The 25,346-nt window shown below is 69.4% G+C and carries 25 protein-coding genes; 6 read left to right on the top strand and 19 right to left on the bottom strand.

Going from position 1 to position 25,346, the window contains the following annotated elements; all coding sequences use genetic code 11:
* Positions 1-121 precede the first annotated feature (121 nt).
* Both RWH43_RS06760 and RWH43_RS06755 read right to left on the bottom strand, forming a co-directional pair.
* Entirely contained in the window at positions 122-859 is a 738-nt protein-coding gene (locus RWH43_RS06760; RefSeq protein WP_316001044.1) for a hypothetical protein, read from the bottom strand.
* Positions 856-1,902, bottom strand: coding sequence for a Gfo/Idh/MocA family protein (locus tag RWH43_RS06755; protein ID WP_316001043.1), 1,047 nt, complete (start codon positions 1,900-1,902; stop codon positions 856-858). Before RWH43_RS06755 ends, RWH43_RS06760 begins: the two co-directional genes overlap by 4 nt.
* 109 nt (positions 1,903-2,011) lie before the next feature.
* Here RWH43_RS06755 and RWH43_RS06750 point away from each other — a divergent pair, with 109 nt between their 5' ends.
* From RWH43_RS06750 to RWH43_RS06730, 5 genes are all read left to right on the top strand, one after another.
* Complete coding sequence (locus RWH43_RS06750; RefSeq protein WP_316001042.1) at positions 2,012-3,274, top strand: ROK family protein; 1,263 nt, start codon at positions 2,012-2,014, stop codon at positions 3,272-3,274.
* Between the two features lie 89 nt (positions 3,275-3,363).
* The gene (locus RWH43_RS06745; RefSeq protein WP_316001041.1) at positions 3,364-3,777 is read left to right on the top strand and encodes a hypothetical protein; all 414 of its coding nucleotides are present in this window, start codon (positions 3,364-3,366) and stop codon (positions 3,775-3,777) included.
* Positions 3,774-4,784 carry a restriction endonuclease subunit R gene (locus tag RWH43_RS06740; protein WP_316001040.1) on the top strand — a complete coding sequence of 337 codons (1,011 nt, stop codon included), beginning with the start codon at positions 3,774-3,776 and terminating at the stop codon, positions 4,782-4,784. Before RWH43_RS06745 ends, RWH43_RS06740 begins: the two co-directional genes overlap by 4 nt.
* The gene (locus RWH43_RS06735; RefSeq protein ID WP_316001039.1) at positions 4,781-5,740 is read left to right on the top strand and encodes a sugar phosphate isomerase/epimerase family protein; all 960 of its coding nucleotides are present in this window, start codon (positions 4,781-4,783) and stop codon (positions 5,738-5,740) included. The genes RWH43_RS06740 and RWH43_RS06735 overlap by 4 nt, the downstream gene beginning before the upstream one ends.
* The gene (locus RWH43_RS06730; protein WP_316001038.1) at positions 5,737-6,726 is read left to right on the top strand and encodes a sugar phosphate isomerase/epimerase family protein; all 990 of its coding nucleotides are present in this window, start codon (positions 5,737-5,739) and stop codon (positions 6,724-6,726) included. Before RWH43_RS06735 ends, RWH43_RS06730 begins: the two co-directional genes overlap by 4 nt.
* A 153-nt stretch (positions 6,727-6,879) precedes the next feature.
* Here the strand turns inward: RWH43_RS06730 and RWH43_RS06725 are convergent, their stop codons facing one another.
* The 15 genes from RWH43_RS06725 to RWH43_RS06655 form a co-directional block, all read right to left on the bottom strand.
* Positions 6,880-7,908, bottom strand: a complete 1,029-nt coding sequence (locus RWH43_RS06725; protein ID WP_316001037.1) for a Gfo/Idh/MocA family protein — start codon at positions 7,906-7,908, stop codon at positions 6,880-6,882.
* Positions 7,909-8,019: 111 nt separating this feature from the next.
* Positions 8,020-8,892 carry a ThuA domain-containing protein gene (locus tag RWH43_RS06720; RefSeq protein ID WP_316001036.1) on the bottom strand — a complete coding sequence of 291 codons (873 nt, stop codon included), beginning with the start codon at positions 8,890-8,892 and terminating at the stop codon, positions 8,020-8,022.
* A 3-nt stretch (positions 8,893-8,895) separates the two neighbouring features.
* Entirely contained in the window at positions 8,896-9,900 is a 1,005-nt protein-coding gene (locus RWH43_RS06715; protein ID WP_316001035.1) for a sugar phosphate isomerase/epimerase family protein, read from the bottom strand.
* Between the two features lie 14 nt (positions 9,901-9,914).
* Complete coding sequence (locus tag RWH43_RS06710) at positions 9,915-11,114, bottom strand: Gfo/Idh/MocA family protein (RefSeq protein ID WP_316001034.1); 1,200 nt, start codon at positions 11,112-11,114, stop codon at positions 9,915-9,917.
* A complete protein-coding gene (locus RWH43_RS06705; RefSeq protein ID WP_316001033.1) occupies positions 11,111-11,527 on the bottom strand; it encodes a C-glycoside deglycosidase beta subunit domain-containing protein in 417 nt (138 codons plus the stop codon). The genes RWH43_RS06710 and RWH43_RS06705 overlap by 4 nt, the downstream gene beginning before the upstream one ends.
* Before the next feature lie 8 nt (positions 11,528-11,535).
* Positions 11,536-12,318 carry a nuclear transport factor 2 family protein gene (locus tag RWH43_RS06700; RefSeq protein WP_316001032.1) on the bottom strand — a complete coding sequence of 261 codons (783 nt, stop codon included), beginning with the start codon at positions 12,316-12,318 and terminating at the stop codon, positions 11,536-11,538.
* A 26-nt stretch (positions 12,319-12,344) separates the two neighbouring features.
* On the bottom strand, positions 12,345-13,400 hold the full coding sequence (locus RWH43_RS06695; protein ID WP_316001031.1) for a sugar phosphate isomerase/epimerase family protein: 1,056 nt from the start codon (positions 13,398-13,400) through the stop codon (positions 12,345-12,347).
* A gap of 173 nt (positions 13,401-13,573) precedes the next feature.
* Positions 13,574-14,695, bottom strand: a complete 1,122-nt coding sequence (locus RWH43_RS06690; protein ID WP_316001030.1) for a sugar phosphate isomerase/epimerase family protein — start codon at positions 14,693-14,695, stop codon at positions 13,574-13,576.
* Positions 14,692-15,099, bottom strand: coding sequence for a C-glycoside deglycosidase beta subunit domain-containing protein (locus tag RWH43_RS06685; RefSeq protein ID WP_316001029.1), 408 nt, complete (start codon positions 15,097-15,099; stop codon positions 14,692-14,694). The genes RWH43_RS06690 and RWH43_RS06685 overlap by 4 nt, the downstream gene beginning before the upstream one ends.
* Positions 15,100-15,189: 90 nt before the next feature.
* Positions 15,190-16,737: a c-glycoside 3-oxidase CarA gene (gene carA / locus RWH43_RS06680; protein WP_316001028.1), complete on the bottom strand. Its 1,548-nt coding sequence runs from the start codon at positions 16,735-16,737 to the stop codon at positions 15,190-15,192.
* The gene (locus tag RWH43_RS06675) at positions 16,734-17,528 is read right to left on the bottom strand and encodes a TIM barrel protein (protein WP_316001027.1); all 795 of its coding nucleotides are present in this window, start codon (positions 17,526-17,528) and stop codon (positions 16,734-16,736) included. The genes carA and RWH43_RS06675 overlap by 4 nt, the downstream gene beginning before the upstream one ends.
* 35 nt (positions 17,529-17,563) lie before the next feature.
* On the bottom strand, positions 17,564-17,935 hold the full coding sequence (locus tag RWH43_RS06670) for a nuclear transport factor 2 family protein (protein ID WP_316001026.1): 372 nt from the start codon (positions 17,933-17,935) through the stop codon (positions 17,564-17,566).
* Between the two features lie 2 nt (positions 17,936-17,937).
* A complete protein-coding gene (locus tag RWH43_RS06665; protein ID WP_316001025.1) occupies positions 17,938-18,774 on the bottom strand; it encodes a carbohydrate ABC transporter permease in 837 nt (278 codons plus the stop codon).
* Between the two features lie 3 nt (positions 18,775-18,777).
* A complete protein-coding gene (locus RWH43_RS06660; protein ID WP_316001024.1) occupies positions 18,778-19,734 on the bottom strand; it encodes a carbohydrate ABC transporter permease in 957 nt (318 codons plus the stop codon).
* Positions 19,735-19,808: 74 nt separating this feature from the next.
* Positions 19,809-21,101 carry an ABC transporter substrate-binding protein gene (locus RWH43_RS06655; protein ID WP_316001023.1) on the bottom strand — a complete coding sequence of 431 codons (1,293 nt, stop codon included), beginning with the start codon at positions 21,099-21,101 and terminating at the stop codon, positions 19,809-19,811.
* Between the two features lie 227 nt (positions 21,102-21,328).
* On the opposite strand from RWH43_RS06655, the gene RWH43_RS06650 reads away from it, so the two are divergent.
* Positions 21,329-22,267 (top strand): LysR family transcriptional regulator, encoded by a 939-nt coding sequence (locus RWH43_RS06650; protein WP_316001115.1) that lies wholly within the window; start codon positions 21,329-21,331, stop codon positions 22,265-22,267.
* Positions 22,268-22,279: 12 nt separating this feature from the next.
* Here the strand turns inward: RWH43_RS06650 and RWH43_RS06645 are convergent, their stop codons facing one another.
* Together RWH43_RS06645 and RWH43_RS06640 are read right to left on the bottom strand one after the other, a co-directional pair.
* On the bottom strand, positions 22,280-23,533 hold the full coding sequence (locus RWH43_RS06645) for an MFS transporter (protein ID WP_316001022.1): 1,254 nt from the start codon (positions 23,531-23,533) through the stop codon (positions 22,280-22,282).
* 324 nt (positions 23,534-23,857) lie between these two features.
* Positions 23,858-25,336: a C-glycoside deglycosidase beta subunit domain-containing protein gene (locus tag RWH43_RS06640; RefSeq protein ID WP_316001021.1), complete on the bottom strand. Its 1,479-nt coding sequence runs from the start codon at positions 25,334-25,336 to the stop codon at positions 23,858-23,860.
* Positions 25,337-25,346: the final 10 nt, after the last annotated feature.

Below are 25,346 nucleotides of genomic sequence, written 5' to 3'. Positions count from 1 at the left end.
TGCCGCGGGCGCCCCGAAGCCAGGCGACCCTCGTCCCACTTATCGCGGTGCATGTCCCATATGTGGTCGCCTGCGGAGGTTCCATCCGACCAAAAGAGGGACATGCTCCGGCGATGGCGGCTCATCCGGAACACGGCGGGATGACCGTGTCATCCGCCGCCAGCTCATCGAGGTCGCTCAGCGCCGCGCCCGACTCGACCGCCTCCAGAATCCGCCGCAGCGCGAGACGCTCCGGCGACTCCCGCCGAACGGGCTGGATGCGGCGCCCCTGGTCGTCATCGAACGCGACCTCGGCCAACGGCGACGCGGAGTCCACGCGCACCTCGACGCGGCGCGGCCCCAGCGCCGTGGCGACCAGCGCTCCGCCCACCCCGCCGCCGATCGCTCGGGTCACGCTGACGCCGATGCCGCCGGTCCCGCGTAGGGCGATGGTCGTGGCCGTCGTCGTGTCGGCGCGGTCGACGATGCCCAATGGACCGCCGGCGAGGGCCCGTGCCCACCCGAACGCGTCGCGGAGAAGAGTCGCGGCATCCGTCCGCCCACCCCAGGCGTCGACGACGACGTGTCGCGGTGACGAGGCCGGGTCGATGGCGTCGGCGACGACGTCGGGGCGCAGGCGCCGGCGCATGACGACCACCGGCGCGGCGATCAGCGCGAGGCGCTCGTGAGCAGCAGCGGGGGCGGGGGCGGGCTCATCGACCACGAACGCCGCCGCGTCGACGAGGCGGTCCCACCACGCGCCACGCCCCTCGACCACGCGAATGGCATCGACGCCACGGCCGGGCCGGAGCCGCGGCGCGAGCTCGGCCACGGCCGCACGGTACGCGGCGGCATCCGTCCACACCTCGATCGCGGTCATCGTCCGGCCCCCGCCCGAACGGCCGCGGCCGCGCCGTCGGCGATCGCCAGCACGAAGGCCGCGTCGGCGCGCAGTTCGTCGTACTCCATCGCCGCCTCTCCGCGCAGCAGGGCCGCGAGCGCGCCCCACTCGACCTCGTACCCATCGCGACGATCGATCGGGTACACCGTCTGCACGCCCTGCGCATCGCGCACCGTCGTGCGCGCCCCGCCGACGTGGACGAACGGTGGAGGGAACTCGACCTCGACCCGGGCACCCGCGGTGATCACGCTCACCCGCCACAGCGAGTCAGCCCCCTCGGGGAGCATCACGGTCGTGAAGCGCACGAGAGCGCCGTTCGCACGCAGCGCCAGATCGAACCCCACGGGCGCCACCGGCCGGGCCCACACCAGGTCGGGCACAGCCGGCACGAGATCGCGCACGAGCGGCAGATCGTGCACCCCGAGCCCGGCCACGAGCTGACGCACGATCGCCGCGCTCTGCTCGGGATCGTCGAGGTCGAGGGGTGGGCGGCGCACGGGCGCCCCCGCCGGAAGCGGCTCGCCCATCGTCAGCGCGTGATAGCGATCGTTCGGCGAGAGGCACAGGGTCACCGTCACCGCCGAGATCCGTCCGTCGAGCGCGCTCAGGTGGTGCGTCGCCCGCGTCCACGCGGGGTCGAACAGATGGTTCGTGCCGACGACCAGCAGCGCGCCGACCGCGGCGCACTCGGCGACGAGACGGTCGGCCTCGTCGGCGGTGTCGGCGAGCGGCTTCTCGCAGAAGATCGCGCGCCGGCCGGCGGCGAGGCTCGCCCGCACGTGCTGCGCGTGCAGCGACGGCGGGCTGCACACCGCGACGACGTCGACGTCGGGGTCGGCGAACAGCGCGTCGACGCCCGACGAAGCCCGCGCTCCGAAGCGCTCCGCGATGACCGCGGCCCGCCCGCTGCCGGCGTCGCTGACGTGCACGAGCCGGAAGTCCCCGTCGGTGCGGGCGAGGGTGGGGGCGTGCAGCGCCGCCACTCCCGGCCCAGAGCCGATGATGCCCACGCCCCACGTCATTGCGGCCTCCTCGCCACTTCAGCACGAATTACACCGAAGTCAGGGACTAATGAACCATAGATCTCGCGATTCCGGCAGCACACGCTCTCTCCTGTGTGAAGATCAACGCATGGCCAACGTGTCCACCCTCCGCTTCGGCGCGCAGACCGACGAGGTCACGAGCCTGCTGCGCATCGTCAACATGGTGCGATCGGGCGAGGCCGTGACCCGCCCCGAGATCGGACGCGTGACCGGCCTCGGTCGAGGCGTCGTCGCACAGCGCGTCGATCGCGCCGTCGAGATGGGCTTCCTCGAAGACGCCGAGTACGCCCCCTCGTCGGGCGGCCGCGCGCCCCGCACCCTCCGCTTCCGCACCGAACGCGGACGCATCGTCGTGTGCGCCCTCGGCGGCCTGCACATCCACGTCGGCGTCACCGACCTCGACGGCACGATCCTGCACGAGGCCCACCGCGCGTGGGACATCGCCACCGGGCCCGAGCAGACCCTCGCCACGGCGACGACGATGGTCGACGAGCTGCTCGCCGAAGACGACGGCACGGCCGTCTGGGCGATCGTCGTGGGCCTGCCCGGCCCCGTCGACTTCGACAGCGGGCGGCCCGTCGCGCCGCCGATCATGCCGGGCTGGAACGGCTTCGACGTGCGCACCGTGTTCGAGCAGCGCTACGGCGCCCCGGTCTGGGTCGACAACGACGTCAACCTGCTCGCAGCCGGCGAGCGCGCGCGGCGTCGCGACGAGAACACCGACCTCATCTACTGCAAGGTCGGCACCGGCATCGGCGCGGGCCTCGTCTCGCACGGGCGCCTCCACCGCGGGGCGAACGGCGCGGCCGGCGACATGGGTCACGTCCGCGTTCCGGGCTCCGAGCACGTATGCCGCTGCGGCAAGACCGGGTGCCTCGAGGCCGTCGCGGGCGGATGGGCCCTCGTGCGCGACGCCCACGCCGCCATCGCCGACGGCGCCACGGGGCTGCTCGCCGACAGCGCGGCATCCGGAGACGAACTCACCCCCGAGGTGGTCTCGCGATCGGCCGAGCGCGGGGATCCGCTCGCCATCTCGCTCGTACAGGCGTCGGCGCGGCACATCGGCGAGGCCGTCGCCGCCCTCGTGAACATGTTCAACCCGAGCGTGATCGTCGTCGGCGGAGCCGTCGCGTCGGCGGGCGAACTGTTCCTCGCCGAGGTGCGCCACCGCGTCTACGAGCTCTCGCTGCCCCTCGCCACGCGCGACCTCGTGATCCGCACGAGCGAGAACGACCGCAGCGAACCGATCCGCGGCGGTGTCGATCTCGCGCGCGAGCAGTTGTTCGAGGTGAGCCTGCCGCGATGGTTCGCCGACGGACGTCCGACCGTCGCTGCGGTCCGCGGGGCGTAGGACCTACTTCTTCCTCTTTTCGACATTAGTCGGTAGGTTATGACCTGAAGCGCGCATCCCGCGTGCCGCGACACGAGGACGTGCCCGCCATGACCCTTTCCGCCCTGCGCGACGACGCGCTGCGGACCGCCGCCGGGCGCACCCAGGTGCGCGTCTCGCTGCCGTGGATCCGTTCCCTCCCCCTCGCGAGCCTCATCGAGCCGACCGTCGAGATCGACGGCATCCGTCGAACGCCCGTCATCGCCCTCGGCGACCGCCGCGTGGCCCCGTCCGACCTGTGCGCCGAAGACGCGTGGTGGTACATCCAGGACCGCGTGGTGCTGGAGATTCCGGATGCCGCCTCCCCCGGCCCCCACGAGGTCGCGGTGTCGTTCTCGCTCGAGATCCCGTACCTGCCCGGCGGCCCTGACGCTCCCCTGCGCCTGCCGTTCACCTTCTCCCGCGTACTGGAGGCGGGCGCGACCTCGCCGAGCGTGGCGCGCGACGCGGGAGGGGTGGAATGACCCTCCCCGACGGCTGGCAGCTCACCGCCAGCGCCTTCAACCTCACCCCCGAGGTGATCCGCGCCGAGCGCACGGCCCCCGACCTCGCCGCCACCCTGGTCGAGCGCGACGTCGCCGCGGCCATCGAGATCGAGCTCGGCCAGATGTGGCGCGGATTCCCCGACCCTCCGCACGACGACGCCCACGCCTTCCGCGACCGGCTCGCCGCCGCGGGCGGGCGCGTCAGCATCGTGGGTGTCAGCATCGACGAATTCATCGGGGGCAGACGACGGTCGGATGCCGAGCGCCGAGCCTTCCTCGAACCACAGCTCCGCGCGGCGGCCGCCGTCGGCGCGACGGGGGTGCGCCTGCCGATCGGCCAGGCGGGAGCGCTGCTCGACGGGCTCGTGCCCCTGCTCGAAGAGCTCGACCTCGTGCTGTTCGAAGAGGCGCAGGGCCACGAGACCCCCGCCACGAAGCCCGCGGCCTACGACCGGATCGCCCAGCTCGACACCCCGCACGTGCGGCTGCTGCTCGACATCAGCATGCTCATGCCCGCCCTCCCGGTGACCTATCTCGACCGGCTCGAGCGCGGCGGCATCCCGGCCGATCTGCTCCGGCGCATGCGCGACGACTGGCGCGATCCCGCCACCCACGACGCGGTCGTCGCTCTGCTGCGCTCGGGGCAGGTGCCCGGCGCCGTGCACACCCTCTACATGAACCTGCTCGTGCGCTTCGGACGCGCGCGGGCTTCCGATCTGGCATCCGTCCTCCCTCTTCTCGGTGCGGTGCACCTGAAGTTCTGGGACCTCGACGACGCCGACCATCGGATCTCCGACCCCCTTCGCGACGTGGGCGCAGCCCTCTCCGCGACGGGCTTCACCGGCACGCTCTGCAGCGAGTGGGGCGGCCAGGAGTGGCTCGACGACGACCCGTGGGAGATGACCTCGCGTCATCTGTCGATGGCCGCCGGCGCCCTCTCCGACCGTCACCCATCCGCCTCCCTTTCGAGAGCGAGCACGCAATGACCGACCGACCCATCAAGTGGAGCTACATGGACCACTGGCGAGCGCAGGGACCCGCAGGCCCCTACGACCAGTGGCAGTCCAAGCTTGCGATGAAGCGCTTCCTGCAGCAGGTCGCCGCCGTCGGCTTCGACGCGATCGACACCTTCGACTTCCGCATCTGGCAGATCTTCGAGCAGTACGGCTCGGTCGCCAACTACCAGGAGTTCGTGCAGGAGCAGGGTCTCGAGCGCATCGTCAACACCTTCCACGGGGTCTACTACTCCCCCGATCGCTACGCGCCCGAGGTGCCGGCCACCCACGCCACGATCCTCGACGACTTCCGGCGGACGATGGACATGTGGTCGGGCATCCAGCTCGACAACATCATCGTCATGCCCGGCTCGCGCTTCTTCGACGAGGCGGGCGTCTCCGACGACGGGCTCAAGCACGCCGCCGACGTGTGGGGCCAGGTGGGCGAGATCACCCAGCAGTACGGGGTCAACCTCACCTGCCACCACGAGTTCTACGCCGGCATCCGCACGCGCGATCAGATCGACCGGTTCTACTCCTACGCCGACCCGCAGTACGTGAAGTTCTTCGTCGACACGGCGCAGCACTGCATCGCCGACGTCGACCCCGTCGACGTGTACGAGAAGCACCACGAGCGCGTCACGGGCTTCCACTTCAAAGACACCCGCCACACAGACGTCAACGACGACTACCGGATGTTCCCGGATGCCGAGGTGTCGGCGAAGACCACCGAGAAGTGGTTCTACGAGATGGGCACCGACGAGGGCCTGGTCGACTTCGAGGCGATGATGCGTTCGGTGCGCGACCACGGCTACACCGGCTGGATCAGCGTCGAGCACGACAAGGCCGACAAGCTCGGCGGCGACTACGCCGAGAGCACCGCGATCGCGCGGTGGTACGCCAAGAACGTCCTGGACGGTATCTACACCGAGGAGGTCGCGCGATGAGCGACGTGCGCTGGGCCTACGCCATCAACCAGTGGGATACGAACATCGACTCCTTCGTGCGGAAACGCGAGCACGAGCGGGCGTTCAAGACGGCATCCATCAGCGGCTTCTCGGGCATCGAGCTGACCGCCGTGAGCTTCGGACCGTGGGAGCCGCTGGGAACACCCCAGCAGCTCACCGACCTGTACGGATCGGTCGAGGGGTTCGGGGAGTTCCTCACCTCGTGCGCGATCGAGGCGGTCAGCAGCTACGTCTACGACCCCTCGGTCGGCTTCGAGGTCGAGATGGGGCGTGGGCCCGACCCGTTGGATCCCGCCTCGGCCGATCAGATCGTGCGCACCGCCCGCTGGTTCTCCGACGCGATCCGCCGCCTCAACGGAAGCGTGCTGGTCGTGCGCGCCGCGCCGTCGGCGTGGCAGACCGGAGCCCTGTCGGCGGAACAGATCGAGGTGCTCGCGACCCTGTGGAACACCGTCGGCGCGGCCATCGCGGCCGACGGCGTCAGCCTGGGCCTTCACGTCGACTTCCTCTCGGCGCTGCGCCTCGACGACGGCATCTCGCGGCTGCTCGAGGCGACGGATGCCGACACGGTCGGCCTCGCGATCGACACGGCCGAACTCGCGATCGCCGGCATCGACCCGGTCGCCCTCTACCGTCGTCACGCCGACCGCGTGGTGCACGTGCAGCTGAAGGACGCGCGCGAGACCGTCGACGACGCCGAGGCCTGCACCCCGCACGCGGAGCAGTTCATCCGCACCGAGGGCGGCGCGCGCAAGATCCTGCGCTGGTTCTACGAGCCGAGCGACGAGCGCGCGCTGGTCGACTTCGAGGGCTTCGTCGGCGCTCTGGCCGAGCACGGCTACCGCGGCTGGATCGTCGTCGAATCCGACCAGAGCCCGCACCCGGCCGAGAGCACGATGGTCGCCGGCTGGTACGTGCAGAAGGTGCTGCGTCCGATCCTCGACGGGGCGCGGGTTCCGGCCTGAAGCCACGGTCCCGGGGGCGGTGGCCGTGCGGCCGCCGCCCCTTCCGCTGGGCCGGTCACCAGAACAGGAGATGCCACGAGAACAGGGGGATCCGTGCCGAAACGGCCTGTTCTCGACGCATCCCCCTGTTCTCGTGACGTGAGGCGACGGGCGTCAGCGTGGCTGCAGACCCGCGGCGCGGTAGATCGCGTCGACCACCCGCATCGTGCCGACACCGCAGCGGGCGTCGAGCACGCTTTCCGACCCGTCGGCGAGCACGTCGCGCAGGTGCTCGAGTTGGCGCGCGTAGCTGTTCTCGGCCGGGTCGGCGGCGACGGAACGCAGCTCGTGGCCGTCGGCGGAGGTCACCGTGAGCGTCGCGCCCCACTGCGGCACGATCACGCTCGTCGCCCAGAGCGAAGCGCGCGAGCCGTCGACCCGCACCCACATCGCACCCTTGTCGTCGCCGAGGAACGACGCGCGCACGAGCGCGGTGATGCCGCCGGGCAGCCGCAGTTCGGCATCGGTCTGCAGGTCGATGCGCGGGTCGGCGTCGTACGTCTGCGCGATCGCCGTGACCACCTCGGGCTCGCCGAACCCCGCGCGCAGCAGGTCGACCGCGTAGCAGCCGACGTCCATGACGGCACCGCCCGCGAGGTCGCCGTCGAGGCGGATGTTGCCGGGCTTCACCACGAAGTGGGGGATGCTGAAGTCGATCTCGACCAGCTTCACCTCGCCGAGCTCGCCCGAGCGGATCGTGTCGACGAGCTCGCGGATGAAGCCGTGCAGGCGGAAGTGGAATCCGACGAAGGCGCGGAGTCCCGCGGCATCCGCCGCATCGGCGATCGCGGCCGCACTGTCGCCGTTGGCCGACAGCGGCTTCTCGCACAGCACGTTCTTGCCCGCCGCGAGCGCTTTCGTGGCCCACTCGCGATGCACGATCGGGGGCAGCGCGAGGTAGACGAGGTCGATCCGCGGGTCGGACAGGACCGCCTCGTAGTCTCCCCACGCGGGCAGAGCGAGCCGCTCGGCGAACGCTCTTGCCCGCTCGGGGTCACGGGCGCCGATCGCGACGACCTCCACCCCCTCGACCTCGCGCGCGGGCTCGACCATCGCGCGCTCGGCGATGCCGCCGGCGCCCAGGATGCCGATGCGGATCATGCTCGTGTCTCCTTCACCCCAGCGCGCGGCGGCGTCGGTCACCAGAACAGGGGATGGCACGAGAACAGGGCGATTCGCGCCGGAACGGCCTGTTCCGGGGAGATCCCCTGTTCTCGTGACGCGTCGGCACTCGGCGGCGCGACGCGGCCCGCGTCACCCCTCGCCGTTGTAGTACGGCCAGGGGTTGATGCGGCGGTCGCCGCGGCGATCCGGGCCGGTCAGCGTGACCTCGCCGGTCGCCGCCCACTCCACCCCGCGCGGGAACATGCGGATGAACTCGATGCGCCGGAACGTGTCGATGTCGTGACCGATGGTGATGGTGAACGACCGGCCCGCGCCGTACTCGTTGATCCATGCGAGCGGCTGCTCGGTGTTGATGCCGGGGAGGGCCGCGATGCCCTCGGGAGGGATGTCGACCGGGTAGTGCGACATCGGCCACACCGGCGCCTTCTCGTACGCCTCGAGGTCATCGAAGGTCGTCAACAGCACCTGGGCGCCGTCGTACATCTGCACGCCGACCAGAATGTCGTCTCCCGTGACGGTCCAGGTCGCGTTGATGCCCTCGGTGATCGGATGCCGTGGCTCGGTCGTGTGCAGCTGCGCCTCGCCCCACGGCCGGGGGCGCAGGCCCGTCTCCCACGCGCTGAGCTTGGCGCCGCGCATGACGTTGTACTCCTCGGGGTAACCCCAGCGGTCCTCTTGAGCTGCGGAACCGTGGAACCAGACGATGCCCTTGCCCTCGTCGTGCACGAAGCGCAGGATCGCGGCGTCGGTCTCGGCCCCGAACCCGGTGGCCATGTCGTGGTAGCCGTCGCGGCCCTCGAAGATCACGATGAGCACGTCGTACTTGTCGATGACGCTCGCCGGCAGACCACGCGGGTCTTCGACGACACGGACCTTGAAGCGCCCAGTGTCTTCGAGCAGCGTCGTGATCCACTGGTTGTGCAGACGGAAGCTGCGGTGAGCGTTGTCGTGCTCGATGGTCATGTGACCCGAGAGGATGAGGACGTTCAGAACCTCGGTCATCATTCAGCCCTTCTGCGAGAACGCGGCGTCGAACAGCTGGTGGGGCGGGGTGATCTCGCCGAGCTTGCGGACGAAGGCGAGCGCCTCGGGCCCGCCGACGAGGCGGTCCATGCCGGCGTCCTCCCATTCCACGCTCGTGGGCCCGTCGTAGCCGACCGCGTTGAGCGCGCGGAACAGCGGCTCCCACGGAACGTCGCCGTGGCCCGTCGAGACGAACGTCCACCCGCGCCGCGGGTTGTCCCACGACAGGTGCGAGCCGAGCACGCCGTTGCGCCCGTCGAGATTGGTCGTGGACTCCTTGCAGTGCACGTGGAAGATGTGCTCGGCGAAGTCGAGCACGAACGCGACCGAGTCGAGCTGCTGCCACACGAAGTGCGAGGGGTCGAAGTTGAACCCGAAGCTCTCGCGATGGCCGATGGCCTCGAGCGTCTTCTTCGCGGTCCAGTAGTCGTACGCGATCTCGGAGGGATGCACCTCGAGCGCGAAGCGCACGCCGACCTCTTCGAAGACGTCGAGGATCGGATGCCAGCGGGCGGCGAAGTCCGCGTAGCCTCGCTCGATCATGGCGTCCGATGCCGGCGGGAACATCGCGACGTACTTCCAGATGCTCGAGCCGGTGAACCCCGTCACGGTCTTCACCCCGAGCTTCGCGGCGAAGCGCGCCGTGTTCTTGAGGTCTTCGGCCGCGCGCTGTCGCACACCCTCGGCATCGCCGTCGCCCCACACCCGCGGCGGCACGATGTCGTGGTGCCGCTCGTCGATCGGATCGTCGCAGACCGCCTGGCCGACGAGGTGGTTGGAGATCGTCCAGACCTTCAGGCCGTTGCGCTCGAGGATGTCGAGGCGCGACCGCACGTATTCCGCGTCGTCCCAGCGCGAGACGTCGATGTGGTCGCCCCAGCAGGCGATCTCGAGACCGTCGTAGCCCCACTCCCCGGCGAGGCGGGCGACTTCTTCGAAGGGCAGGTCGGCCCACTGGCCGGTGAACAGGGTGATCGGGCGAGCCATGGTGCTCCTTCGCGTCAGGCGACCGGGACGCCGGCGGCGACGCCGGTCCAGGCCGAATCGTTCTCACTACTGCGTTCGACCGCGTCGAGCACGCGCTGCACGCGCAGCCCCTCGTCGAACGAGGGGTGCGGGTCGGTGCCGGCGTCGATCGCGTCGACGAGGTCGACGACCTGGTGGGTGAAGCCGTGCTCGTAGCCGAGCATGTGCCCCGCGGGCCACCATGCCGAGACGAACGGATGCTGGGGCTCGGTCACGAGGATCTGCGTGAACCCCTGCCGGCCGTCGGGCGCCGTGCGGTCGTAGAAGCGCAGGCTGTTCAGGTCTTCGAGATCGAAGGCGAGAGCGCCCCGGTCTCCCGACACCTCGATGGTGAGCGCGTTCTTGCGGCCGGTGGCGAAGCGCGTGGCCTCGAACGACACCAGGGCGCCGCCTTGGAGGCGACCGGTGAAGATCGCGACGTCGTCGACCGTGACCGCGCCCTTCTCGGCTGCGCCCGCGCCCTTGGCCAGGCCCATCGAGCCGTCGCTCGGCAGCGGACGCTCCGTGACGATCGTGTCGATCGTGCCCGAGACCCTCTCGACCCCCAGTCCCGTGACGAACTGCGTCATGTCGATGATGTGCGCGCCGATGTCGCCGAGGGCTCCCGAGCCCGCGTGCTCCTTCTGCAGACGCCACGCCAGCGGCATCTCGGGGTCGACGAGCCAGTCCTGCCGGTAGGCCGCCCGCACCTGCTGCACCGTGCCGACCGCGCCTTCGGCGATCATGTCGCGCAGCAGCGTGACCGCCGGAACGCGACGGTACGTGAACCCCACCATTGACCGGATGCCACGAGCCCGCGCCCGTTCAGCCGCTTCGGCCATCGCCTCGGCCTCGGCCACGGTGTTGGCCAACGGCTTCTCGCACAGCACGTGCTTGCCCGCCTCGAGCGCCGCGATCGCGATCTCGGCGTGCGAGTCGCCCGGGGTCACGATGTCGACGATGTCGATGTCGTCGCGCGCGATGACCTCGCGCCAGTCGGTGGCCGACTCCGCCCACCCCCACTTGGCGGCCGCGGAGGCCACGGCATCCGGATTCCGTCCCACCACCACGGTCATCTCCACCGCACGGGGCAGGTCGAACATGCGCGGCGCCTGGCGCCAGCCCACGGAGTGGGCCGCCCCCATGAAGCCGTAGCCGATCATCCCCACGCGTAGCGGGCGCGCGGCGAGGGTCATGCCAGCACCAGCTCGCGCTCGACCGGAACCCGGTTGGTGACGTAGCGACCGGGGCCACCGTCGGCACCCGGCATGATCTGCATGTAGAGCAGACGCATCGTCAGCACGACCTCGACGGTGACCTTCTCACCCGCGGCGGGCGGGGTGTCGAGGTGGATCAGCACGTCGGGGCGGTCGGCGACGAACCACAGGGTCTCGGACTGCTCGGGCAGCTCCTCGATGCGGTACTTGCGCCCCTCGAGCGCGAAGCGCAGGTCGTCCTTCGCGACGGCCACACCGTTCACGGTGACGGCGACGTCGTCGACGGCCGACAACCAGAGGCTGCGGTACCAGGGCAGCTGCACCGAGACCGCGAGACCGTCGTCGGTGCGACGCACGTCCTTCTCGGCGAAGAGGGAGTTGTGAGTGGCCATGGGGGCTCCTAGGCGAAGGTGTCGGTGAAGCGGTCGTGCGCGACCGGCGGCACGGGCTCGAGCTTCTGCGTGGTCTCGGGGCTGTAGGGGTGGTTCTCCGACGGCACCGGCTCGTCGGCCGGCGGCATGAAGACGGGCTTGCCGTCGTCGCCGAAGTACATGAGGTCGAGGTCGAAGGCCCCCTGGTTCTTCAGGCCGAAGGCGACCCAGTTCTCTTCGAACGGCGCGCGCGCCAGCTCGTAGCAGCGGAACTTCCAGAACTTCCACTCGCCGTCCTGCTTGAGGAAGTCGATGGCGTACTTGCACCAGACCCAGTGCGCCCAGACCTTCTTGCCGAGCACCTCGTCGGGCGAGTACATGTCGGGGAAGGCCTCGGCGACCTTCGGGTCGGTCAGACCCGACTCGGTCCCGGCCATCATCCAGACGCCCTTGGCGGTCTTGCCGTCGGCGGCGACCTCGATCACCGGGGTGTTCGTAGCGTGGAGGATCAGCTTGCCCTCGGGGTGCGGGCGTCCGCGGTGGTACTCGGTCACGCTCTGCCAGGTCGTGTACTGGCCGGCGTTGGTGTAACGCGCGCGGATGCCCTCGGTCCCCTTCTTCACCCACAGCGGGATGATCTGCTCGTCTTCGAAGGCGTTGTGCAGGTACATGTAGCGGTTGAAGAGGTTCTCGACCTGTCCGCGGTCTTCGGCGCGCTGGGCGAGGGCGTGCGCCGCCTCGACCTGTTCGCGCAGGCGGGCGACCTCGGCGATGAGATCTTCGACGGATGCCGTGGTGGCGGTGTTCGACATGCTCACTCCTTCGTGAGGTGGACGGGTCAGGCTGGCTGCGCGGCGGAGTCGCGGGCGGCGACGGTGTCTTCGATGGCACGGCGCATGAGCGCGTGCTGCTTCTTCACGAGGTCGATGGGGTCGCTCTCACCGAGGTCGCTGAAGGCATGACCCTCCCACTCGCTCGAGAGGTAGCCCTGATACCCGCCGACCACGAACTGCTTCACGATGCGCGGGATGTCCATGGCCGGCTCTTCGCCGTCGGCGCCGATGTCGTAGAACTTCGCGTGCACGTGGAAGATCTGCGGCATGATGTCGAGCCACTCCTCGGGAGCGACGAGGCCGTGCATGTTGAAGGCGAGGCGCGTGAACGGCCCGAAGCGCAACGGGTCGACGCCCTCGCCCGAGAGGTAGTCCTCGAACTTCTGGTTGCGCACGTGCATCGGGGTCGGCTCGTGCCAGATCTCCTCCATGACGGGGAAGTGCTTCTCGTCCATGCCCATCTGGCCGAGCGTGCGCAGCAGCGTGGGCGAGAGGGAGTGCATGGTGGAGGAGAAGTCGGCGGTGAAGCCGAGTCGATCGCTGCCGAGCTCCTCGTAGACCTCGCGGATCTCGAGGACCTTGGGGTCGTTGGGCCCCGAGGGGGCGTGGATCTCGTAGCCGAGCTTCTGGTCGTACTTCTCCGCGAGCGGCAGCAGGCGGCGGAGCAACTCCTTGCCGGCCGAGCGGATCACGACTCTCTTGAAGCCCAGCGTGTGCGCCGACTTCAACTGCCGCGCGAAGAAGTCGTGCTCTTCGTCGGGGGTCATGTCGCGGTACTTGCGACGACCCATGTCGAGGTTGGTGCCCACGGCGCTCGCCTCGAGGCCGTACTTCTCGAGCGAGTCGAACCAGAGCTTCACGAAGTCCGCGTCGACGTCGGGGTACGAGCGCAGCAGCTGCGCGAAGTTGAACTCCACGCCCGGGCCGATGCCCTGGTCGTGGACCTCTCTGATGAGGGTCTCGGGGGTGTAGAGGCCCGCCGCGAACTCGCTCGTCATCGAGTAGAGGGTGGTGCCGAGCGTGATGCCGGTGCCGGCGATGCCGTTGGTGTCGTGCGTCATTTCGGTCCTTGGGTCGTGAGTCGGAGCGGGTCCCGGTGGCTTCGACGGGCTCAGCCACCTCGGCCGGGGTCCCTCAGGCTTCGACAAGCTCAGCCTGTCGAGGGTGGTCCCTGAGCCTGTCGAAGGGTGGTCCCTGAGCCTGTCGAAGGGTGGTCCCTGAGCCTGTCGAAGGGTCAGGCCCGCACGGCGTGCGCGAGGTGGGCGTCGAGGGCGCGGCGCGCCTCGGCGGCATCCGTGATCATGCGGGAGCCGGCCTTCTCGGCCGCCGCCCGCTGGATGACCTGCTCGCCGCGGATGATCTCGAAGGGGCTCTGCCAGTGGTTCCAGTGCCAGCCCTCGTACTCGCTCGAGACGGCCCCGCTGTAGCCGTTGTCGACGAGCAGGGTGATGAGGTCGGCGACGGGCACCGAGGGCTCGTTCCCGTTCTCGTCGATGCCGAAGAACTTGCCGTGCACGTGCTTCACCCACGGCATGATCTCGAGCCAGTCGTCCACGCGCGCCGGGCCGAACAAACCCGTGCCGTTGATGCCGAAGTCGATGCCCAGGTCGGGGCGGCCGTGCTGGTGCGCGAGGCCGATGAACCGGCCGAACCGCTGGCCGTGGTCGGACTGGTCGGCGGGCGGGCCCTGCTCGTAGAAGTCGTCCCACAGCTGCACGACCGCAGCCAGCAGCTCCTCCGAGGCGCCGCGCCGGCGGTAGGCCTCGATCAGCGAGGGCGCGAAGCCGGTGACGGTGGCGCCCCAGTCCATCGTGAAGCCGAGGAAGGGCGAGCCGACCTTCTCGTAGCGGTCGCGAAGGGCGAGGATGCGCGGGTGCGAGGCGTACTGGTCGGCGTGCACCTCGAGGGCGAGGGTGACCCCGTACTCCTCGGCGATGGGGGCGAGCGCCTCCATCGAGTCGGGCGTGATAGAGATCTGCACGCGCGCGATGGGGAAGCCGAGCTTCGCCGCCGCCGCGATCTGCTTGCGCATGTAGGCGAGGAGCTCGTCCTGGTTCATGAGCTTGTCGGGGCGCAGGCCGATGTCGGCGTTGACCGCGAGCGAGGTGCGCACGAGCCCGACCTCGTCGACGAGGTCGGAGAAGCGCCCGGCGAAGTGGTCGTCGATCTCGGGGAACCCGCGGAAGCTCGAGAATCCGATGATCTCGAGTCCCGGCCCGAATCCCTCGGCCGCGGTCTTGCGGATGAGCTGGTCGAGGTCGTACTCGCGACCGTGGAAGGCGCGGGTGAAGCTGTAGAGCGTGACGCCCTGGATGGGCGTTCCTTTTCCCGGTCCCTGAGCCTGTCGAAGGGTCATGCGCGGGCCTCCTCGACCTGGCGGACGGTCATGGTCTTGGTGTCGTGCTCTTCGATGTGCAGCACCTGGTCGTCGGCGATGATGATGTACGGGATGTAGAGCTCGAGGTCGACGCGCACCTCGTGCTCCCCGGCATCCGCCCCGATCTCTCCCGACAGCACGGCCGAGTCGGTGGGGAACCACCACTGCTCGGTGTTCGTCTTCATGTCGGCGAAGGTGAACTCCTCGCCGTTCATCTGCCAGCGCAGCGAGTCGACGGGCGCCTCGACACCGTCGACGGCGAGCTTCGCTCCCGAGATGCACGAGGCCGGCAGGGCGCGGTACCAGGGCAGTCGCACCTCCACCGAGACCCGCCCGTCGTGGGCGCTGAGCGTGCCCTGTTCGATGATGCGATCCGGGATCACGATGACCTCCTCGTCGGTGCGACCGGGGTCGCAGACCTCTTTGTCTTGATTTCGACACTCTAATGTCTGTTTCCTGCATAAGCAAGAACATTAGACGGATGCCGAGCCCGTCGCGACCCGCTCGCGGGAGAGCAGCGCCGCGATCTTGCGCGCACCGCGCACGGCGAGGCCGACCGACGTGAGCGTCGGGTTGCAGGCCGTGGCCGTGGGGATCACTCCGTTGCCGGCGACGAACAGGCCGGGCACACCCCACACCTCGCTGTCGACGTCGCACACGCTCGTGCCGTCGTCGGCGACGCCCATGCGGGTCGACCCCTGGTAGTGCAGCGACGAGCCGAGCGGGAGGGTGAAGGGACGGTCGCCGACCGGGTCGCCGACCGCCTCGGCCAACCGCACGATCTCGTGGCGAGCGCGCTCCATCACCTCGTGATCGCGGGCGGTGAGCCGATAGTGGATGCGAGGGGCGGGCAAGCCGTACGCGTCGCGGTGTGCGTCGTCGAAGGCGACCCGATCGTCCGCCTGCACGTCCTTCGCGCAGAACAGGCCGAGCCCGACGATCGACCCCGGGAGCACCGGGTCGTCCTCGGCGACGGGGATCGGCGAGGCGTCGAGCTGCATGATCTGCCCGTGGAACGGCATGTCGTCGGTGAACGGCACCCAGCTCACCCCGCTGTACTCCGCGAGACCGGCGGTCGGGTCATCGGCATCGAGAGGCGGCATGTCGCGCAGCCGCGCAGCGAAGACGATCTGCGCCTGATCGTTCAGGTACCGCCCGAGCGCTTCGGGCCGCACGCCCGAGGCCCACAGCAGTTGCGGAGTCCGCAGCGCATCCGCCGCGACCACGACGAAGCGGGCTGAAACGGTGTGGTCCTCCCCCGAGCGCAGGTCGCGCACGACGACGCCCGACGCGCGGCCGCCCTCGACGATCACGCGAACGGCGAGCGACTCGTCGAAGAGCGAGAAGCGCGGATTCTCGCGCGTCACCTCGCCCAGCACGACGTCCGACCCCGACCACACGAGCCGACCGTCGTCACGTCGGTGGGCGGCCAACGGCATCCGCTGCACCTTGGTCGCATCGACGCGACCCTCGTCGACCGCGGTCGAGAGGCGTTCGCGCACGATCGCCCCGAAGGGCGCCGCGTCGAAGGCGTCGGTTGTCACGCCCAGCAGGCGGTCTGCCTCGTCGAGAAGTTCGTCGAGGTCGGGGACGAAGGTGATCCGCTCACTGTCGTTGGGGCGGGGGCACGCACCGGTCCAGTGAGCGGCCATGCCGCCGACGTTGCTCGACATCGCCACCACGGGCAGCCCGTCCTCGCCGTCGAACGCGAAGCCGTCGTCGAGCAGGAAAGTGCCGGGGCGCGCCCCGCGCACGCCCGCCCGGGCCGCACCGGGATTCGCGACCTTCTCACCGCGCTCGCCGGGCCCCTCCGATGCCACCTGCGCGCGAGCGCGCTCGGCGGGGTCGGCGATGTTCTTCACGTGCGCCCCCGGCGGGTTCGACACCGTCGGGCCGACCTCGAACATGGCGATCGTCGCGTCGGGGGCGCGCTCCGAGAGGATGCGCGCGTAGGCGGAGCCGGTCGGCCCACTGCCCACGATCACGACGTCGACCGACGCGGGGTATCGACGGGCGCTCATGCCGCTCGCGCGATCTCGACGACGCGCGAGACCGACGCCTCCGACGCGGTGGTGGGGTAGTACTCCAGCCCGACGGGGCCGTCGTAGCCGCTGTCGCGCAGCAGGCGGAAGCGGTCGTCCCAGTCGAGGGCTCCCGTGCCGGGCTCTCCGCGACCGGGGGCGTCGGCGAGCTGCACGTAGTGGATGAGGTCGCCGGCGTTGGCGAGCTCGGCCTCCATGTCCTCGCCCTCGACGGCCGAGTGGTAGATGTCGTACAGCACGCCGAAGTGCGGCGAGGCGACGCCGCGGGCGACGTAGACGGCCTCGGCGGTGCGGTCGAGCAGCGAACCGGGGTGATCGACGCGCACGTTCACGGGCTCGAGCACCAGGCCGATGCCCGAGCCGTCGATCTGCGCGATGGCCTTCCGATAGATCTCGACGAGCTTGTCGAGCTGCACCTGCCGCTTCCACCCGCCGAAGCCGGTGCCGCTCCCCACGACGATGCGGGGGCACCCCAGGTCGCGGGCGATCTCGACGCCCTCGTCGAGCTTGCGGAAGAACTCGGAGTGGTCCCACGGCGGGATCATGAACTGCGTGCGCGGCTCGGCCAGCTGCGCGGTCAGCTGCACGCCGGTCTCCTGCAGCGCCGCCTTAAGCGCGGGCAGGTCTTTCGGGGTCGACGGCGCATCGACGCCGGTCGGTCCCCACATCTCCACGGCGTCGAAGCCCGCCGCCGCCGCCGCGCGCACGCGGTCGTGGTAGTCGCCGGCCTCGGTGAAGAGCAGTTCGATGTTGGGGGCGAGTTGGTACATGGGTGCACTCTTTCGATCGCTGAGCTGTCGCAGCCTCAGAACATGGGATGGTCGTGAGCGGCATGCTCCGGGACGGCTTGCAGCACGTCCCAGTGCTCGACGATCCGGCCGTTCTCGAATCGATAGATGTCGGCGACAGCGGCATCCGCTGCCCCGGGTCGGGAAGCCCGCACATGGACCATCGCGAGGTCTCCGTCGACGAGGATCCGCTGGATCTCGAAGCGCGCGTCGGGTGAGCCGTCGAACTTCGGCGTCAGCATGTCGATCGCCGGCTGCGGACCGTCGGGGACGTTCGGGTTGTGCTGGACGTAGTCGTCGGAGACGAGGAGGGCGAACGCGTCGGCCACTCTCTTGCGCGTATAGAAGAGGTCGCAGAACTCCGTGAACGCGGCGCGGTTGTCGGTCATCGTCAGCCCTTCAGTCCGCCGGCGAAGCCCTGGATGAAGCGCTTCTGCGCGAACAGGTAGAACGCGAGGATGGGGATCATCGAGATGATGACGATCGCGAAGATCTGGTTCCACTGCGACACCAGCGAACCGATGTAGTAGTACATCGCGACCGGAAGCGTCTGCGACTTCGAGCCGCCGAGGAAGATCAACGAGGTGAAGAAGTCGTTCCAGACGATGAGGCCGGCGAGGATCGCGACGGTTCCGGTCGCGGGCGACATCAGCGGGAGCACGATGCGGAAGAAGATCTGCGAACGGGTCGCGCCGTCGATGGCCGCGGCCTCTTCGTACTCGGTGCCGAGCCCGCGGAAGAAGCCCGCGTAGAGGAAGATCGCCAGCGGCATGAGCATGCCGGAGTAGAGCAGGATCATGCCCCACGTCGTCCCCGTCAGCCCCAGGGCACGCCAGCCGATGTACAGCGGTACGGTGCCCAGCTGGGTGGGGAGCACGATGGCGATGAGGAAGAGGTAGTACACCCCGCGGCTCCAGCGGCGGGTCGATCGAGCGATGACGTACCCGGTGAGCGAGCCGAGCAGGACCATCAGCACGATGCTTCCCGCCGTGATGATGGCGCTGTTCACCAGGCCGAGCACGACGTTGGAGTTTCCCGTCGCCGTGAGCACCTTCGCGAAGTTGTCGAGCGAAGGGGCCGTCGGCGGCGCCAGCGGCGACGACGAGAACACCTCCTGGTCGCCCTTCAGCGAGATCGTGATGAGCACGTAGAACGGCGCGAGGTAGACGAGCGCGATGAGCCAGAAGCCGACTTCGCGCAGGGCCGAGAGCTTGGTGTAACGGAACATGGGTCAGTTCTCCGCGTTCCGGCCCTGGCCGACGCGCTGCTGCACGACGGCGAAGACCAGGATGATGACGGTCAGAAGAAGGGCGAGCGCGGCGCCGTAGCCGAAGTTGCCGAGCGAGAACGCCTGCTTGTAGACCTCGGTGGCCAGCGTGGCCGTGGCGTTGGCGGGACCACCGCCGGTGAGCGCCATGATCTGGTCGAAGATGCGCAGGCCGTTCACCAGACCGAGCGTGGTCGCGATGGCGATCGCCGGGCGGATGGCGGGAACGGTGACGTGGAGGAAGCGCTGCCAGATGTTGGCGCCGTCGATCGCGGCGGCTTCTTCGACCTCGACCGGCACGGCCGCGAGGCCCGCCATGTAGATGACCATCGCGAAGCCGATGTTCTGCCAGACGACGACGATCAGCACGGTCCAGATCGCCCAGGTCGGATCGGCCAGCCACGGACGGGCCAGGTCACCCAGTCCCGCTGCGCGCAACAGGATGTTCAGCGGACCGTCGAACTGGAAGACGAACTTCCAGATGTACGAGGTCGCCAGGGGGCTCAGCACCACGGGCATGAAGAAGAGGGTGCGCAGGATGTAACGGGTCTTCAGAACCCGGTTCAGTCCGACGGCGATCGCCAGGCCCGCCACGTTGGAGAGGATGACGGATCCGAACGCCAGGAAGAGCGTGTTGCCGAGGGCCGCGATCTTTGTCGGATCGGCGAAGATCTTGCGGAAGTTGTCGAAACCGACGATGTCGAAGGAGCCGATGCCGGTCCAGTTGGTGAAAGCGAAGAAGCCGCCCACGGTGGTCGCGACGTAGTGGATGCCCAGCACCATGATGATGCCCGGCAGGGCCCACCACCAGTAACCGAACTTGAGCAGCCCGGGCCGACGCGGCTTCGGGGGACGGCGGCGGTGCCCCGCGCGACGGGGAACGATGACCGCTTCGGTCTCGGAGTTCAGTGTGGCGGTCATGTCATCCTCTACGACGTCGTTGTGGGAGAGACGGAGGCTCCGGCCGGGTGTCGCACCCCGGCCGGAGCGGGAACTCACTGGTCCCAGGCGGTGTCCAGCGACTTCAGGACCGTGTCCACGTCGCTCTGGCCGGTCAGCAGGCCCTGGACGCCGGTGGCGAGCGAGTCGTACACCGAGGCGTTCGGCCAGTTCGAGTTGGCGAGGGGCGTGAAGTCGCCCTTGTTCAGCTGGTCGGCGACGTCGGCGTAGATGGTCGTCGACAGGTCGAGCGTCGAGAGGCCGCTGATGGGCAGACCGCCCGAGGCCTCGGCGAACAGACCGGCCTGGTCGGGCTCGGCGATCCAGTCGAGGAACTTCTTCGCGGCCACCTTGTTGGACGACGCGGCGTTGATGCCGAGCGAGTAGGTGGGGCTCGCCACGCCGAACGCCTTGTCGCTGCTCGTGGCGGGCGGGAACGCCTCGGCGACGAACTTCTGGTCGGGTGCGGCCTTCTGCAGCTCCGAAGCCGAGCCGAGCGGCCCGAAGAAGCTCACCGTGGAGCCCGAGCTCATGCCGTTGGTGATGGCGTCGAAGCCGGCACCCTCGGCGCCTGCCTGGAAGCAGCCGGAGTCGTAGAGCTTCTTGACCGTGTCGAGGGTGTCCTTCCACCCTTGGCTGTCGGCGAAGGTGACCTTGCCGTCCAGGCGCTGCTGGTTCCAGTCGGGGGTCTCGGCGTACACGCGGGTCGCCGCGACGATGGAGGCCGTGATGCCGGCGTTCGGCACGGTGGAGCCGGCCAGCACGAAGAGCGTCTTGCCGGCCGACGAGGCGGTCTGGCACTGCTGGAGCAGGGTCTTCTCGTCCTTCGCGAACGAGGTGATGCCCGCCGCCTCGGCCGCCGTCTGGTTGTAGACGATGCCGGCGTAGGAGATGCCGAGCGGCTGGCCGTACACCTTGCCGTCGACGGTGACGAGCCCCTCGCTGCCGGCGGGGATCATGTTTTTGGCGGTGTCGTCGAGAGGCTCGAGGAAGTTGGCCTTGGCGAGCGGGATGACGCTGCGGGTCTGGCCGCTTCCGGCCTCGGTCTCGATGACGTCCGAGGCGTTGCCCGCCTGGAGCTGGGTGCGCAGCGTGTCGCCGTAGGTGTCGTTGGGCTGCGGGTTGAGCGTGATCTTCACATCGGGGTTGGCCTTCTCGTACTCCTTCGCGAGCACCTCGAAGGGGCTCTCGATGTTGTTCGAGGTGGCGTAGGTGAGCGAGAAGGAGTTGGTGTCTTCCTGGGCGGCATCCCCCGACCCCGAGCCGGAGCAACCGGCGAGGACGAGAGCGGCGGTGACGGGAAGTGCGAGAAGACCTGCGATCCGCGTGACGCGGCGATGCTGAGTCATGGCCAGCCTTTCTGACGACGTTGTCGGCGAGCCCTTCGGTGGGAGCGCCTGTGCTGTGTGACTCAGTATCTGCGCGTTGCGCCGAAAACGCACATAAGTCTTCGCGATACGGCACATAAGGCGCGACGGACGCTCGTGCATCGCCCGCGGATATAAGCCCTAGCCGCTACATAGACGACGTTGATACGATCGCACGACAGCTTTCCCGAGCGAAGGATCACGACGTGGTGACCGATCATGCGACGCTCTCGCGCCTCGACCTCAACCTGCTCGTCGCCCTCGACGCGCTGCTGACCGAGCGCAGCGTGACGCGCGCGGCCGAGCGCCTCCATCTCAGCCAGCCCGCCCTGAGCGCGTCGCTCTCCCGCCTGCGCACGCACTTCGACGATCAGATTCTGGCGCGCCGCGGCAACACCTACGAGCTGACCCCCTTCGCCGTACGCCTGACCGAGCACACCACGACCGCCCTCGAGGCCGCCCGACGGGTGTTCGAGAGTCAGGCGTCATGGTCGCCCGCCGAATCGACCCGCGAGTTCTCGATCTACGGTTCCGACTACGGCTTCGTGACCATCGGCACGCTCGTCTCGCAGCTCGCCGCAGAGCGCGCGCCGCGCGTGCGCTTCCGCTACATGCTGCACAACCCCGGGATCGTCGAAGACGCGGCGACCCGACTGCGTTCCGCCGACGGCATGGTCATCCCGCACGGTCCCGTCTCCGACATGCCCTACCTCGACCTGTGGCAGGACGACTGGCTCGCGGTGGTCGCCGACGACAACGACGAAGTCGGCGAGGAGCTGACCATGCAGAACCTCGCCGACCTGCCGTGGGTGCTCACGTTCCAGTCGCGTTCGGCGTTCACCTCGGCCGCGCGTCAGATTCAACAGCTCGGCGTGGAGCCGCACATCGAGGTGGTGCTCGAGAGCTTCCTCTCGGTGGGCCACTTCGTGAGCGGCACGAGGCGGGTCGGACTGGTCCAGTCGGCCCTGGCCCCGCACCTGCTCCGCATCGGCGGCATCCGGGTCGTGCCTCTGCCCTTCGCCGCGACCCCCCTGGTCAGCGCGCTGTGGTGGCATCCCTCGCACACCCGCGACCCCGAGCACGAGTGGATGCGCGGACTGTTCGCCGAGGCCGGTCGGCGGATCGCCGCCGGCCAGGCCCCGGCCTGAGCGCTCGCGAGATCAGCGAGCCGCTTCGCGAGCGGTGCCCTGCGGAACGAGCGCCTCGTCCGTCGCGTCGGCCCGCACCCCGCGCAGCGCGAGAGCGGTGACGGTCGCCGCGACCGCGGCCGCGACGCCCACGATCCCGACCGCCATGGGCAGGGCGCCGACGGCTGCGGCCAAGGCGCCGATGAGCACGGGGGTCAGGAACTGCCCGAAGAAGAACGCGGCGGTCCACAGGCCCGTGACGCGGCCACGCTCGGCGAAGCTGGTGGTGGCGACGACCCACCGCAGCATCGACGGCAGCAGGAGGCCCGAGCCGAACGACGCCACGACCGCACCCACGACGAGCCCGGCGAGCGTCGGCACGACCCAGATGACGATCATGCCCGCTGCCTGCAGCGCGAAGGCGACGGGAATCAAGCGCAGATCGAAGCGGCGGGCGAGTCGAGCGAACAGGATGCCGCCGACGGCGGTGGCCAGAGACGCTCCGGCCGCGACCGCGCCGATCACCGCGGTGTCGGTCGGGGCGACTCCCGACCCGACCACCAGGTAGCTGACCTCGATCACGATGACGTAGAACGTGAACCCGGCGAACACGCTGACCAGCAACCGTCCTCCGATGCGGCGCCACGGGATCGGGACGCGGACGGACGACTCGACGGCGCGCGCTCCGGCTGCCGACCGCGGCTCCCACAGCACGAAGATCATCGGGACGGCGATGACGAGGCTGATCGCGTAGACCCAGAACGGCGTGTGCCATCCGCCGCCACCGAGCGCGCCGCCGACGGCGATGAAGACGGTCGCCGCGAGAGTGGTGGCGACCGTCTGCGCGGCGAGGTAGCGGTTGCGTCGCTGGTCGTGGAAGTAGTCCACGATGAGCGCCGTGCACACGGTCATGATCGCGGCCTCGCAGATGCCGACCAGCACGCGGGTGGCGAGGATCTCGGCCAGCCCGTCCATCCAGGCCGGCGCCGTTCCGACGAGGGCGTAGGCGACCATGGCCACGATCAGCAGCGCCTTGCGCCCGACGCGGTCGACGATCTGCCCGGCGAAGGGCGCCATGAGCGCGATGAACAGCGCGGGCAGCGCCACGATCATGGGCACCAGAACCTCTGAGCCCGGGGTGGAGGCGAAATGCTGCGAGAGCTGCGGCAGGACGGGGGTGATGAGCACGGAGCCCAGGACCGGCATGCAGCTCCCCGCGAGAAGCAGGGCTCCCTGCAGGGTTCCCGCGCGATGGGTTCGATGGGTGGTGGTCGATGCAGACGTCATCGTCAGGCCTCCTCGGGGCTGCCTCGCAACGGCGCGAGGACGACTCCATTGGACTCCCGGCGACAGGCCTCGGGAAGCCGACATCGATGATCCGGCGCATCGACGGTGGAGATGCCCGAGCGTCGAATCACACGCGTGTAGTTTCGAAGATCCTCGCGTCCACAGGGTTATCCCCAGCCCGCCTCCACAGAAACGGGGGGTTCCCCACAGTTCTCCCCAGAGTTATCCACAGGGCCGGAGGGGAACCGTCGTACGGACGTCTCTGACGACGCGACCGCGTGGTCCGATCCGGCGCCGTCATCGCCGATCGGACCACGCCGCCCCTCAGACCCCCGCCGTCACCGCCCGCATCGCCGACCGGATGAGGTCGTGCTGACGGCGCACGAGCAGCAGCGGGTCGACCTCGCCGAGCTCGGCGAAGGCGTGGCCCTCCCATTCGCTCGACCAGAAGCCGCGGTACCCGCCCTCGACGAACACGCGCACGAGTTCGGGATAGTCGATCGCGGGTTCCTGACCCGACTCGTCGATGTCGTAGAACTTCGCGTGCACGTGCAGGATCTGCGGCATGATGTCGGCCCACTCGCGCGGGTCGACGTGCCCGTGCATGTTGAAGGCCAGGTGCGCGAACGAGCCCAGACGACCCGGGTCGAAATCGCGGCCGCGCAGATAGCCGAGGAACTCCTGCTGACGCTCCTGCATCGTGGCATCCGTCGCCCAGATCCGCTGCAGGGTCTCGACCGCGTCGTCGTCGAGGCCCGCGCGGCGGACGGCGCGCAGCAGGGTCGGCGACATCGCGTGCATGGTCGACGAGAAATCGGCGACGAAGCCCAGCAGCGGCGAGTCGAGCTCGGCGTAGGTCTCGCGCACGCGCAGGATCGCGTCGGAGTTCGGTCCCATCGGCGCATGGATCTCGTACGCGAGCTTCAGCTCGAGCTGCTCGGCGATCGGCAGCAGCCGACGCAGCAGATCGGGCTTGGCGCTCTGGATGCGCACGAGCGGGAAGCCGAGCTTCTTCGCCCCCTCGAACATCAGCTTCGAGAAGGCGAACTCCTCATCGGGCGTCATGTCGCGGTCGCGGCGCCGGCCCATGTCGAGGTTGGCGCCGAACGAGCTCTCGACGAACCCGTGCCGGTCGAACGCCGCACGCCACGTGCGCACGAAGTCGTCGCCGACGACCGGGTAGGTCGGCACCATCTGCGAGGCGACGATCTCGATCCCCGGTCCGATGCCGAGCTCGGCCACCCGGTCGAGCAGACCATCGAAGTCGAAGTACCCGGCGCGGAACTCGGCGCTGGCCGAGTACAGCGTCAGGCCCAGCTGGAACGGGTCGGCCTCGGCCGCCGGGAGCGGGGCCGTGACGTCCGACACGAGCGCCGGGATCGCGGCATCCGCGTCGACGACGGTGAGGGTCTTCACGTCGTGCACCACGTTGGGCACGTACAGGCCGGGGCCGCCGTCCTGACCGGGCGCGATCTGCATGTACGGCAGGCGCAGCTCGCCGTGCAGCACGACGTCGTGCGACTCGCCGAGCGCGACGGGCTCGGCACGGCGGGCCACGAGCAGCGGGTGCTCCTGCAGGAACCACAGCCGTTCGCTCTGCTCGGGCAGCTCGTCGAGGCCGTACGAGGTGTCGCCGAAGGCGACGCGGAGGTCGGCGGCATCCACCTCTTCTCCGTCGACGGTGAGGGCGAACGTCGTCACCGACGACAGCCAGAGGCTGCGGTACCAGGGGATGGTCAGGCGCAACGCGAGCCCGTCGGGGTGCGCGCGCAGGCTGTCGTCGTGGATGAGTCCATTGGGCATGTCGTGTTCC

The organism is Microbacterium algihabitans (genome assembly GCF_032464975.1).
GTDB lineage: Bacteria > Actinomycetota > Actinomycetes > Actinomycetales > Microbacteriaceae > Microbacterium > Microbacterium algihabitans.
The sequence above is the reverse complement of the archived record's forward strand: the minus strand, read 5'-3'. Positions and strand labels throughout refer to the sequence as shown.